This window comes from Pseudomonas sp. YQ_5, assembly GCF_043103305.1.
Lineage (GTDB): Bacteria > Pseudomonadota > Gammaproteobacteria > Pseudomonadales > Pseudomonadaceae > Aquipseudomonas > Aquipseudomonas putida_Y.
This window is the reverse complement of sequence record NZ_JBICJS010000097.1, coordinates 80,236-92,706: the sequence shown is the minus strand read 5'-3', so window position 1 is coordinate 92,706 and position 12,471 is coordinate 80,236. Positions and strand designations below refer to the sequence as shown.

At 65.5% G+C, this 12,471-nt stretch carries 8 protein-coding genes; 2 read left to right on the top strand and 6 right to left on the bottom strand.

The features are described from left to right. The first annotated feature begins 125 nt into the window (after nt 1-125). The gene (locus tag ACF8EA_RS23260; RefSeq protein ID WP_392523415.1) at nt 126-3,056 is read left to right on the top strand and encodes an aminotransferase; all 2,931 of its coding nucleotides are present in this window, start codon (nt 126-128) and stop codon (nt 3,054-3,056) included. A gap of 401 nt (nt 3,057-3,457) precedes the next feature. Beyond that, a complete protein-coding gene (locus ACF8EA_RS23255; RefSeq protein ID WP_021785494.1) occupies nt 3,458-4,363 on the top strand; it encodes a LysR family transcriptional regulator in 906 nt (301 codons plus the stop codon). A 58-nt stretch (nt 4,364-4,421) separates the two neighbouring features. Here ACF8EA_RS23255 and ACF8EA_RS23250 read toward each other — a convergent pair whose 3' ends face one another. The 6 genes from ACF8EA_RS23250 to kdpF form a co-directional block, all read right to left on the bottom strand. After that, a complete protein-coding gene (locus ACF8EA_RS23250) occupies nt 4,422-5,117 on the bottom strand; it encodes a response regulator (RefSeq protein ID WP_021785493.1) in 696 nt (231 codons plus the stop codon). Next, on the bottom strand, nt 5,114-7,768 hold the full coding sequence (locus ACF8EA_RS23245; protein ID WP_392523413.1) for a DUF4118 domain-containing protein: 2,655 nt from the start codon (nt 7,766-7,768) through the stop codon (nt 5,114-5,116). The genes ACF8EA_RS23250 and ACF8EA_RS23245 overlap by 4 nt, the downstream gene beginning before the upstream one ends. Before the next feature lie 148 nt (nt 7,769-7,916). Further along, a complete protein-coding gene (gene kdpC / locus ACF8EA_RS23240) occupies nt 7,917-8,474 on the bottom strand; it encodes a potassium-transporting ATPase subunit KdpC (RefSeq protein WP_392523411.1) in 558 nt (185 codons plus the stop codon). Nucleotides 8,475-8,484: 10 nt separating this feature from the next. Next, nucleotides 8,485-10,539 carry a potassium-transporting ATPase subunit KdpB gene (gene kdpB / locus ACF8EA_RS23235; RefSeq protein WP_101196443.1) on the bottom strand — a complete coding sequence of 685 codons (2,055 nt, stop codon included), beginning with the start codon at nt 10,537-10,539 and terminating at the stop codon, nt 8,485-8,487. A 9-nt stretch (nt 10,540-10,548) separates the two neighbouring features. Next, a complete protein-coding gene (gene kdpA, locus ACF8EA_RS23230; RefSeq protein WP_392523409.1) occupies nt 10,549-12,243 on the bottom strand; it encodes a potassium-transporting ATPase subunit KdpA in 1,695 nt (564 codons plus the stop codon). Nucleotides 12,244-12,252: 9 nt separating this feature from the next. Beyond that, nucleotides 12,253-12,342 carry a K(+)-transporting ATPase subunit F gene (kdpF, locus tag ACF8EA_RS23225; RefSeq protein WP_003251485.1) on the bottom strand — a complete coding sequence of 30 codons (90 nt, stop codon included), beginning with the start codon at nt 12,340-12,342 and terminating at the stop codon, nt 12,253-12,255. Nucleotides 12,343-12,471: the final 129 nt, after the last annotated feature.

Below are 12,471 nucleotides of genomic sequence, written 5' to 3'. Positions count from 1 at the left end.
AGGCGCCTTGCCGCCCTGACGCAATACAGCAGTGATCAATTTTTCTGACAATAATCGTCTTCCATCATCAGCCGGATCGGGCATAAATTCTCCACCGTCACCTCCCAGTACCGACGGTAGAGCCCATGTCCAGCCCCCAACACCAGCCCGCTTCCCCCGCCCTGGCCACCCTGATCCAGCGCTCCGGCCTGCCCAGCCCAACGCTGAGCGAAGCCCAGGCACACGCTGTGCTGCAGGCCCACTACGGCCTTGCCGGCAACCTGTCGCTACTGGGCAGCCAGCAAGACCTGAACTTTCGCGTGGTCACGCCGCAAGGTGGCTATGTGCTGAAGGCCTGCCACGGCAGCTATGCCCAGCTGGAGCTTGAAGCCCAGCACGCCGCCCTGGCCTTCCTGCGCGATCAAGGCTTGCCGGTACCCGCCGTGCGCTCAGCCCACAACGGCATGGGGCTGCTGGAACTGGACATCGACGCGCAACCACTGCGCCTGCGCCTGCTCGATTACATCGAAGGCCAACCGCTGACCCGCCTCAAGCACATGGAGCCACGCCTGATGGCCGAGCTGGGCGGGCTCTGTGCAAAGCTGGACAAGGCGCTTGCCCATTTCGACCACCCAGGCCTTGCGCGCACCTTGCAATGGGACCCGCAGCATGCCGGGGCACTGATCGATCACCTGCTACCGGTGCTGCAGGACAGTGGGCTACGCGCCCGCATCGAACACGCCACGCGACAGGCCAACGAGCGCCTGATGCCGCTGGTCGATCAACTGCCCAGTCAGGCCGTGCACCTGGACATCACCGACGACAACACCGTGTGGGCCCGTGATGCCCAGCGTCAGTGGCAACTGCAAGGCGTGATCGATTTTGGCGACCTGCTGCGCACCTGGCGTATCGCCGACCTGTCGGTGACCTGCGCTGCGCTGTTGCACCACGCCGAGGGCGACCCGCTGCGCATCCTCCCAGCCGTGCAGGCCTACCAGGCGCTCAACCCGCTGACCGAGGCCGAACTGCGCGCCCTGTGGCCGCTGGTACTGAACCGCGCTGCCGTACTGGTGCTGAGCAGCGAACAACAGCTAGCCGTCGACCCGGGCAACCAGTACACCCGCGACAACATTGCCCACGAATGGGAAATTTTCGACACGGCCACCGCCGTGCCTTTCGCCCTGATGGAGGCGGCCATTCTGCAGGCTGCGGGCCTGCAACCCGCGGCGCCGGACTTGAACGGCTGCGCCCCCCTGCTCCCCGAGCTGGCCGGGCAGGCTGTCACACGGGTGGACCTGGGGGTACTCAGCGAACACTTCGAGGCCGGTAACTGGGAACAACCCGGTTACGACCAGCAACTGCTGACCTCGCAAGCCGCACCGGCCTGCAGCCTGCACGGGCAATATCGCCTGTCGCAAACCCATATCGACCGCCCCGAAGAGCCAGCCACCTGCGCCCTTGGCGTCGAGTTGCATGTGCCCAACGGCAGCCCTGTGCAAGCGCCAGCAGCCGGCACCTGGCAGCGTCATGGCGACGGCCGTGGCTGTCTGCGCACCGTGCACTGGGCTTTGTGGCTGCAAGGCCTGGAAGACGCACCGGCAGACGGCCAGGCCGTGGAAAAAGGCCAGCCCCTGGGCAGCAGCGGCAGTATCCTCAGCGTACAACTGTGCCTGGATAACAGCATCCAGCCCCCCTTCTTCGCCACGCCGTCACAGGCTGCTGCGTGGCTGGCCCTGTGCCCGTCGCCAGCCACATTATTGGGTTTCGATTGCGATGCCGAGCCGCTACCTGATCCGCAAGCCCTGCTGGCCCGCCGCGATGCCAGCTTCGCCCGCTCGCAGAAGCACTACTACGCGCAACCGCCGCACATTGAGCGCGGCTGGCGCAACTACCTGATCGACATGCAGGGCCGTTCCTACCTGGACATGCTCAACAACGTCGCGGTGCTGGGCCATGGCCACCCACGCATGGTTGCCGAGTCGGCGCGGCAGTGGTCACTGCTGAACACCAACTCGCGCTTCCATTACGCGGCGATCACCGAGTTCTCCGAACGCCTGCTGGACCTGGCCCCCGAAGGTTTCGACCGAGTGTTCATGGTCAACAGCGGCACCGAGGCCAACGACCTGGCGATTCGCCTGGCCTGGGCCTACAGCGGCGGGCGCGACCTGCTCAGCGTGCTGGAGGCCTACCACGGCTGGTCAGTGGCTACCGATGCCATCTCCACGTCGATCGCCGACAACCCGCAAGCCCTGGAAACCCGCCCGGACTGGGTACACCCGGTCGAAGCACCGAACACCTTCCGCGGTCGTTTCCGCGGGGCCGACAGCGCCGCCGACTACCTGCAAGACGTCGACGCCAAGCTGGCAGACCTCGACGCCCGTGGCCGTCAGCTGGCGGGCATCATCTGCGAGCCGGTGTACGGCAATGCCGGCGGTATCTCGCTGCCCGCAGGCTACCTGCGCGACGCCTATGCCAAGGTCCGCGCCCGCGGCGGGGTGTGCATCGCCGACGAAGTGCAGGTGGGTTATGGCCGCCTGGGCGAGTACTTCTGGGGCTTCGAGGAACAGGGCGTGGTTCCGGACATCATTACCATGGCCAAGGGCATGGGTAACGGCCAGCCACTGGGCGTGGTCATCACCCGTCGCGAAATCGCCGAGGCGCTGGAGGCCGAGGGCTACTTCTTTTCCTCGGCCGGTGGCAGCCCGGTCAGTTGCCGCATCGGCATGGCGGTGCTGGATGTCATGCGGGAGGAAGGCCTGTGGGACAACGCCCGCGACACCGGGCGCTACTTCAAGGCACGCTTGCAGGCGCTGGTCGACAAGCATCCGCTGGCCGGTGCGGCGCATGGTTCGGGCTTCTACCTGGGGCTGGAGCTGGTGCGCGACCGCGACACCCTGGAGCCGGCCACCGAAGAGACCATGCTGCTGTGCGACCGGCTGCGGGATCTGGGTATCTTCATGCAGCCAACTGGCGACTACCTGAACATCCTCAAGATCAAACCGCCGATGTGTACCAGCCGGGCCAGCGTGGATTACTTTGTTGATTGTATTGACCGGGTGCTGGGTGAAGGGCTGTAGGGTTTTGGGTGGGGGTGTTGGGCTTTAGAGGTTCAGCGCCTGGGAGATCGAGCGCCGCCCGCGCGGCGCATCGCGAGCTTCGCTCGCTCCTACGTTTGTTTCGGGCCAATCATTCCTGGGGAATCTGCGCGCGAACGCCTTGGGGCGTGGCTTGCTATCGCGTCGTACAAACAAAACGGTCGCGCGCGCCTGCCACTGGCGTTACTGGCCAGAAACAAACGTAGGAGCGAGCGCAGCTCGCGATGCGCCGCGCGGGCGGCGCTCGATCTCACAGGCGACGCACCTCTACCGCCATACAGGCGGCGTTCGATCTCACAAACACCGAATACTTCAAACCCTACCCTTCGCAATCCCATCCATTACTATTCGCTCACAACGCCCCAACATCAGGTTCACCGAACATGGCCTTCTCCAGCGACTCCCTGGCAATTTTCCTCGCAGTGCTGGACGCCGGCTCGTTCTCCGCCGCCGCCCGCAAGCTGGGCCGTGTGCCTTCAGCCGTGAGCATGGCGATCGCCCAGCTTGAGGCCGAGCTGGACCTGCCGCTGTTCGACCGGGCCACGCGCAAGGCCCTGCCCACCAGCGCGGCCCTGGCCCTTGAACCCCAGGCCAGGCAGGTGATCTGCCAGCTCAACCTGCTCGACGCCCAGGCCCTGCAACTGCACCAAGGCCTGGAAAAACGCCTGACCATCGCCATGGCGCCCGAGTTGCAGACCGGCCCCTGGAACCAACCGCTGGAAATCCTCGCCCAGGCATTTCCCAGCCTGGAAGTCGAGGTACGTTCGGCCACCCAGACCGAGGCCATTCGCCTGCTGCATGACGGCAGTGTGCAATTGGCCCTGGTGTTCGAACGGCCCGGCATCGACGAGCGCGAGTCATTCCTCGAAGCCGGCAGCCAACTGCTGGTGGCCGTAGCGTCACCGCGCCATCCGGCCGGGCAGAACAGCGGTACGCCACTGCCGGAGGAGGCCTTTGCCGAACAACGGCAGATCATCGTGGCCTCGGGCAAGGCCACCGGATCGGACCCGCGCATGGTCCTGTCCCGGCGCATCTGGCTGACCGACAGCTACCTGGCCACGCTGGATCTGGTGCAGTCCGGGCTGGGCTGGGCCTACCTGCCGCAGCCATTGGTTGAACCGCTGATTGCCTCGGGCGCACTCGCCGAGGTGCGCTTCGACAATATGGCCAGCCGCCTGCGCTTGTGGGTAGACATTATCTGGATCAAGTCGCGCCCGTTGGGCCTGGGCGCGCGGCGCTACCTGGAAGTCATGCGCCAGCTGTTCGAGAAGGAACCACCCAGGGCCTGATATCCCTTGTGCGAGACCCTGCCCAGCAGGCGCCCGACGAACCCTTTGGGCTGTGGGATTATGCTGTCGGCGCTACCAACCTGTACCCAACCCCCGCCTCGGTAATGATGAACCGCGGCGCCGTGGGGTCATCGCCCAGTTTCTGTCGCAGATGCCCGACCACGATCCGCAGGTAGTGGGTATCCTCCGCATGGGTAGGCCCCCAGATATCCTTGAGCAGCTGCTGCTGGGTAATCACCCGCCCGGGGTGCCCGGCCAACAGCGCCAGCAACGCATACTCCTTGCGCGTCAATGCCACCTCCACACCATCGAGCGTCACCCGCCGGAAGGCAAAATCCACCGTCAGCGGCCCAAAGCAGGCCGCCACTTCCGAGCCGCCAGCTTGTGGCACCTGGCGCAGCAAAGCCCGCACGCGCGCGAGAAACTCCTGGATACCGAACGGCTTGGTCACATAGTCATTGGCGCCACCATCCAGCGCATCGACCTTCTGCACTTCACTGGCACGCACCGACAACACCATCACCGGCACTGCACTCCATTCACGCAATTCACGCAGTACCTGCTGGCCGTCCATGTCCGGCAGCCCCAGGTCGAGCACCACCAGGTCCGGCTTGCCCAGTGCCGCCTGGGCCAACCCTTCGGCACCGGTGGCGGCCTCCAGCACCTTGTAGCCTTGCGAGGCCAGGCTGATACGCAGGAACTTGCGGATCTGCGGTTCATCGTCGATGACCAACAGGGTGGCGGACTGGCTCATGGGGTTTCGCTTTCGGCTTCAGGTTGAGGAGGCAGCGGCAAGCATAAAGTGATGCTGGTGCCTTGGCCATCAATGCCTTCGCCCACCAGAATCTGCCCGCCATGGGCACCGATCATGCCCTGGCAGATAGCCAGGCCCAGCCCGGTACCCTGCCCACCGCGGTCACCACGGGCGGCGGTATAGAACATGTCGAAGATCTTCTCGCGGTCGGCCACGGGAATGCCGGGGCCCTGGTCGCTGACGGTCAGGCGCAACTGGTCGTCATGCACGGCCACCTGCAGCTCAAGCCGACCATTGGCCGGCGAAAAGCGTGCGGCGTTTTCCAGCACGTTGACCAGCGCCTGCTCGATCAACGCCGCATGCACGAACAGCAATGGCAGCTCGGCCGGCACGTCCGTGTGCACACGCAGCGGCGCCAGCACCACCCGCAAGCGGTTGAGCGCACTGCCGACGATATCCGCCGGGGCCACCCAGTCGCGGGCCAGCTTGAGGCCGCCATGGCCCAGGCGGGTCATGTCCAGCAGGTTCTGGATGTAGCGATCAAGACGCTCGGCCTCGTTGCGGGTGCCCTCCAGCAGCTCGCGGCGGTCTTCAGCCGGGATCGCATCGCCCAACGCCAGCAGGCTGTCGATGCTGCCACGCATGGCGGTCAACGGCGTGCGCAAGTCATGGGATACGGAGGCCAGCAGAGCACTGCGCAGTTGCTCGGTTTCGCCGTGCAGGCGTGCGGCTTCCAACTGTTCAGCCAAGCGTGCGCGGGCCAGGGCCTGGGCCAAGGGCTGGCCAAGAGCAGTGAGCAGGCGCCTGCGTGGGTCGCTGAGCGGCCGCCCGGTGCGCGGGCGCACGCCCAGCAACGCCAGAGGCTGCTCGTCCACCGCCAACGGCCACCACCACCAGCGGCCATCGGGCAGGGTATCGCTGCCGTGGCCAGCGGCCTGCACGTGCTGCCAGGCCCAATCGGCAGCAGCCCGTTCGGTGTCGCTGAAAGTGTGGGCTTCCCCACTGGCCACTTGCAACTGGCCTTCGGCGTTGCGCTCCAGCAAGCACACCTGGGTGTCCTGCCAGCCGTCCAGGTGCTGGCCGGCAGCCTTGAATATGGCTTGGCGGTCGGTGGCTACCGTCAACCGGCGAGACAGGTCGAGCAACTGGCTGGTCTGCGCCTGGGTCTCGCGCAGCGCCTGCAACTGGCGACGCTGACGCGCGGCCAGGTTGCCGGTAAGCGCAGCCATCAACAGAAAAAACACCAGTGTCAGCACGTCTTCTTCGCGCTGGATGGTGAACGAGAAGTTGGGCGGTATGAACAGGAAGTCATAGACCAGGAACGACAGCGCGGCGCAAGCCAGCGCAGGTCCCAGGCTACTGCGCACCGCCACCAGCAACACCGCCGCCAGGAACACCAGCGAGATATTGGGCAATGCGAGCACGCTGGACACCGCCCAGGCCAGACCCGCAGCCATCACGGTGGCCAGCAGCGCCAGCAGGTAATGACGCCACACCCACACCCGCCGCACCGCCGAACGCGGCGCTGGCGGCTGCACATCACGGTCCAGCACGTTGATTTCCAGGCCATGACTCTCGCGCAGCAGCCGCGCCGCCACACCGGTGCCGAACAAACGCCTGCGCAGGCGGTCACGGGACTGCCCGACCAGCACCAGGCTGGCCCGCCGCTCGACAGCATGCTGGATCAGCGTACGGGCCACTTCGCCAGCACGCAGCAGCACCACCTCCCCGCCCAGTCGCTCGGCCAGTTGCTGCGCGGCTTGCAAACGATGCCGTGCGGTTTCGTCACGCAGGCGGCCGTTGTCCACATGCACCAGGCTCCAGGGCAGGTGGCGGCGCTGGGCCACGCGGCTGGCATGGCGCACCAGGCGTTCGGCCTGGTCGTCACCGTCTATGCCCACCAGCAACCGGCCGCGCAAGGCCGGCGCTTCCTGGCCGCGCTGACGATAGCCGTGGGCCAGGTCGGCATCGACCTGAGCAGCGGCGGTCTGCATGGCCAGCTCGCGCAGGGCGGTGAGGTTGGTTTGCGAAAAGAACGCATCAATGGCCGCCCGAGCCTGCTCGGGCACGTACACCTTGCCTTCACGCAGGCGTTCAAGCAGCTCTCGCGGTGGCAGGTCGATCAGCACCAGCTCGAAGGCTTCCTGCAGCACCCAGTCCGGCAGGGTCTCGCGCACTTGCACGCCGGTAATGTCGCGGACCTTGTCGTTGAGGCTTTCCAGGTGCTGGACGTTGACCGTCGTGAATACATCAATGCCAGCGGCCAACAGTTCCTGTACGTCCTGCCAACGCTTGGCGTGGCGGCTGCCGGGGGCGTTCGTGTGGGCCAGTTCGTCCACCAGGGCCAAGGCCGGCGCGGCCCGCAGCAGGCCGTCGAGGTCCATTTCCTCGAGGGTGACACCGCGATACTGGCTGCGCAGCAGAGGTTGCTGTTGAAGGCCCGCGAGCAGCACCTCGGTTTCAGCGCGGCCGTGGGTTTCGACAACGCCGGCCAGCACCTTCACGCCCTGGCGTTGCTGGGCGTGGGCGGCCTGGAGCATGGCGAAGGTCTTGCCGACGCCAGGGGCGGCGCCGAGGAACACCTTCAGCCGGCCCCGGCCATTTCGCGGGAGGTTGGCCAACAGCGCATCGGCGCGGGTGGAGTCACTCATGTTTCATCCTTTGCTTTTTCCAGCAGTCGGCCAATTCAGGGAAAGCCCCCATAACTGTAGAAGCGGGTCCACCCGCGAATACGTCAGTGGCACCACCACCGCATTCGCGGGTGAACCCGCTCCTACAGGCTTCCTGCCAGCGCTTCGATTACCTGACAATGGCGAGCTTTTCCAAGGCCTGGTTCAACGCCAGCACATTGACCACCGGCGGGCCGATCAATGGGTGGAGGGTGGCCTGTTCCAGCAAGGCTTGCAAGCGCTCGACCGGCAGCTGCCGTGCCGCCGCCACCCGCGGGATCTGATAGGCCAAGGCCTCAGGTGGCAAGTGCGGGTCCAGGCCGCTGCCCGAGGTGGTCAGCAGCGCCTGCGGCACTGGCCCCTGCTGCGCCTGATACAACGTGGCCGCATCGCCCTTTACCCGCTCAGCCAGCGCCGGGTTGCTCGGCGACAGGTTGCTGGCGCCGCTGGCCACGGTCCCGTAGGCACCTGCCGAAGGCCGCGAGTGGAACCAGCCATCGCCCTGGAAGTCCTGGGCGATCAATGCCGAACCCCGCACCTGCCCTTGCGCATCGCGCACCAGGCTACCGTTGGCCTGGTTCGGGAAAGCGACCTGAGCAATACCGGTCACCGCCAGCGGATACAGGGCGCCGGTCACCAGGGTCATCAACAAAGCCAAGCTCAATGCCGGGCGCAGATAAGCAGTCATGGTGGCCTCCTCAGACCAGGTTCAGGGCATTGAGCAGCAGGTCGATCAGCTTGATCCCGGCAAACGGCACCACAATGCCACCCAGCCCGTAGATCAGCAGGTTGCGCCGCAACAGGTGCGCCGCACTGACCGCCTGCACGCGCACGCCACGCAGCGCCAGCGGGATCAGCACGATGATGATCAGCGCGTTGAACACAATGGCCGACAGGATCGCGCTCTGCGGGCTGGCCAGTTGCATCAGGTTGAGCACACCCAGTTGCGGGTAGATGGCAGCGAACAGCGCCGGCAGGATGGCGAAGTATTTGGCCACGTCGTTGGCAATGGAGAACGTTGTCAACGCACCGCGGGTGACCAGCAACTCCTTGCCGACCTGGACTACGTCCAGCAGCTTGGTCGGGTCGCTGTCCAGGTCGACCATGTTGGCGGCCTCCCGCGCAGCCTGAGTGCCGTCGTTCATGGCCATGCCTACGTCAGCCTGGGCCAGTGCCGGGGCGTCGTTGGCACCGTCGCCGCACATGGCAACCAGGCGGCCTTCATTCTGCTCCTGGCGAATGCGCGCCAGCTTCTTCTCGGGCGTGGCCTCGGCCAGCACGTCATCGACCCCCGCTTCGGCGGCGATGGCGGCCGCAGTCAAAGGGTTGTCGCCGGTTACCATGACCGTGCGAATGCCCAGCTTGCGCAGCTCGGCGAAGCGCTCGCGGATACCAGGCTTGACCACGTCCTTGAGGTGGATCACGCCAAGCAAGCGCTTGTCGACGCACACCAGCAACGGTGTGCCGCCACTCTGCGCAATGCGTTCGACTTCGCGGGCCAGCGCCGCCGGCATTTCCAGGCGTTGCATACCGACGAATGCCAGCACCGCATCGACGGCGCCCTTGCGGTAGCGGTGCTGCTGGAAGTCGATGCCCGACAGGCGTGTCTCGGCACTGAAGGCCACCGCTTCGAACTGCCCGGCAGGCGGCTCGACAAAGTCGTGCAACTGGCGCAGGTACTCGACAATCGACTTGCCTTCGGCGGTGTCGTCGGCCAGCGAAGCCAGCAAGGCGCCCTCCCCCAGTTCCTTGGTGGTAATGCCCGGTGCCGCATGCAGTGCGCTGCAGCGGCGGTTGCCGAAGGTGATGGTGCCGGTCTTGTCGAGCATCAGTGTATGCACGTCCCCGGCCGCCTCGACGGCGCGTCCCGAGCGGGCAATGACATTCAGCCGTACCAGCCTGTCCATGCCGGCGATGCCGATGGCCGACAGCAGGCCGCCGATGGTGGTGGGAATCAGCGTCACCAGCAGCGCGGCCAGGAAGATCAGCGGCAGGCTGCCACCCACGAAGTGGGCGAACGGCTGCAAGGTCACCACCACGATCAGGAAAATCAGGGTCAGGCCGATCAGCAGGATGTCGAGGGCGATTTCGTTCGGGGTCTTTTGCCGCTTGGCACCTTCGACCAGGGCGATCATGCGGTCCAGGGTCGACTCGCCCGGGTTGCTGGTGATGCGGATAAGCAGCCAGTCGGAGACCAGCCGCGTGTTGCCGGTCACCGCCGAGCGGTCGCCACCTGATTCGCGTATTACCGGCGCGGACTCACCGGTAATGGCGGCCTCGTTGACGGCCGCAATGCCTTCAAGTACCTCGCCGTCGCCGGGGATCATTTCGCCGGCGACCACGCGTACCACATCATCCTTGCGCAATGCGCTGGCAGCCACCGTCTCGTAGCTGCCATCACGCTGGCGACGCTGAGCGGTCAGGCCCTGGCTGCCGGCCTTGAGGCTGTCGGCGCGGGCCTTGCCCCGGCCCTCGGCCAACGCCTCGGCGAAGTTGGCAAACAACACGGTGAACCACAGCCATAGGGCGATCTGCACCGCAACGCCGGTGCTCACACCGCCGCCGGGCGCAAAGCACAGCACGGTGGTCAGTACTGCGGTCAGGGCCACCACCAGCATTACCGGTGAGCGCTTGAGCTGACGCGGGTCGAGCTTGACGAACGCCTGCACCAGCGCCGGGCGCCACAGCGCGGCGAAGCGGGTCTGGTCCTTGGCGCTGTGCCGGCTATTCACTTCAGGAATGGGCATGTTCATGATCGGTCCTCAAAAACCCAGGCTAAGGTGTTCGGCGATTGGCCCAAGGGCCAGGGACGGCAGGAAGGTCAGGCCACCGACCAGCAGGATGGTCACCAGCAGCAAGCCGGTGAACAGCGGGCCGTGGGTGGGGAAGCTGTTCTGCCCCAGCGGCGCGCTTTTTTTCGCCGCCAGGCTGCCGGCCAACGCCAGTATCGGCAGGATGTAGCCGAAGCGGCCGATGAGCATGGCCACGCCGATCATCAGGTTGTGATACACGGTGTTGGCACCAAAGCCGGCAAAGGCCGAGCCGTTGTTGGCCGAGCCCGAGGTATAGGCGTACAGCAACTGGCTGAAACCATGCGCCCCCGGGTTGGTGACCGCCGCGGCCGGGCCGGGCAAGCTGGCGGCGATGGCGCCAAGTACCAGCACACCGACCGGCATCACCAGCAGCGTTGCCACCAACAGTTGCACCTCTCGCGCCTGCAGTTTCTTGCCCAGGTATTCCGGCGTGCGACCAATCATCAGCCCGGCCAGAAATACCGCGATCAGCACGAACAGCAACATGCCGTACAGCCCGGCGCCAACACCGCCGAAGATCACCTCGCCGACCATCATGTTGACCATCGCCACCATGCCGGTCAGCGGGTTCAGGCTGTCGTGCATGGCGTTGACCGAACCGTTGGAGGCAGCGGTGGTGGTGACCGCCCACAGCACCGAACCAGTGGTGCCGAAGCGGCTTTCCTTGCCCTCCAGGGGGGCGGTCTGCTGCACCTGGGCGCTTTCCAGCGCTGGGTTCGGCTGGTGCTCGGACCACAATGCCGTGCTGCCTCCGATCAGGAACAGGGCAAGCATGCAGGCGAGGATGGCGCGGCTCTGGCGCAGGTCCTTCACGTAGTGACCGAAGGTGAACACCAAAGCCACCGGAATGAGGATGATCGACGCCACCTCGAACAGGTTGCTCCAGGCCGTAGGGTTTTCGAACGGGTGCGACGAGTTGACGCCGAAGAAGCCGCCGCCATTGGTACCCAGCTGCTTGATGGCGATCTGGCTGGCGGCCGGCCCTAACGGAATGGTCTGATCGCCACCTTGCAAGGTCAGCGCGTGGGCGTAGTCGGCAAAGGTCTGCGGTACGCCCTGCCAGACCAGCAGCAGCGCCAGCAGCACGCACAGCGGCAACAGGCCATAGAGGGTGGCACGGGTCATGTCGACCCAGAAGTTGCCCAGCGTCGTCGCACTGCGCCGGGCGATACCGCGGCACAGGGCAACCAGCACGGCCAGGCCGGTGGCAGGGCTGACAAAGTTCTGCACGGTCAGGCCAAGCATCTGGCTCAGGTAGCTGACCGACGCCTCACCGCTATAGGCCTGCCAGTTGGTATTGGTAACGAAACTGACGGCGGTGTTGAACGCCAGTGACCATTCCTGGCCAGGCAGGTGCTGTGGGTTGAGTGGCAGGTAGCCCTGCAACAGCAGCACGCTGAACAGCAGCAGGAAGCCGACCAGGTTGAACGCCAGCAGGGCCAGAGCGTATTGCCGCCAGTCCTGCTCCTGGTTGGCGTTCACACCTGCCAACCGGTAACAGCCCTGCTCGACCGGGCCCAGCACAGGCGTCAGCCAGGTACGCTGGCCCTCCATGACCTTGAAGAAGAACCGCCCAAGCCAGGGTGCCGGTAGCAGCACAATGGCGAAGAATGCCAGGAGCAAGGCGAAATCGTAACTGTGCATGGCCGCTCCCTAGCTGCGATCGGCGCGCAGCAGCGCCACCAGCAGATAAAACGCCAATGCCACTGCCAGCAGCAGTGACAGCCCGTCGAGCATGTTCATATGTGGTTCTCCCCGTGTTACGGCTTGGGCCGCTTTAGGGAAATTGTCCGAGGGAGGGGCGTAAAGGGGCGAGAGCGGGGTGTGGGGGTGGGTATAAAGAATGCGTAAAATCAGCGTTGTGGTCTGCCT

Excerpts from the sequence above, each read along its gene's own strand:
- kdpB (WP_101196443.1), bottom strand. The coding sequence starts at position 10,539 with ATGAACATGCCCATTCCTGAAGTGAATAGCCGGCACAGCGCCAAGGAC.
- kdpF (WP_003251485.1), bottom strand. The coding sequence starts at position 12,342 with ATGAACATGCTCGACGGGCTGTCACTGCTGCTGGCAGTGGCATTGGCG.
- ACF8EA_RS23250 (WP_021785493.1), bottom strand. The coding sequence starts at position 5,117 with ATGAGCCAGTCCGCCACCCTGTTGGTCATCGACGATGAACCGCAGATC.
- ACF8EA_RS23245 (WP_392523413.1), bottom strand. The coding sequence starts at position 7,768 with ATGAGTGACTCCACCCGCGCCGATGCGCTGTTGGCCAACCTCCCGCGA.
- kdpA (WP_392523409.1), bottom strand. The coding sequence starts at position 12,243 with ATGCACAGTTACGATTTCGCCTTGCTCCTGGCATTCTTCGCCATTGTG.
- ACF8EA_RS23255 (WP_021785494.1), top strand. The coding sequence starts at position 3,458 with ATGGCCTTCTCCAGCGACTCCCTGGCAATTTTCCTCGCAGTGCTGGAC.
- kdpC (WP_392523411.1), bottom strand. The coding sequence starts at position 8,474 with ATGACTGCTTATCTGCGCCCGGCATTGAGCTTGGCTTTGTTGATGACC.
- ACF8EA_RS23260 (WP_392523415.1), top strand. The coding sequence starts at position 126 with ATGTCCAGCCCCCAACACCAGCCCGCTTCCCCCGCCCTGGCCACCCTG.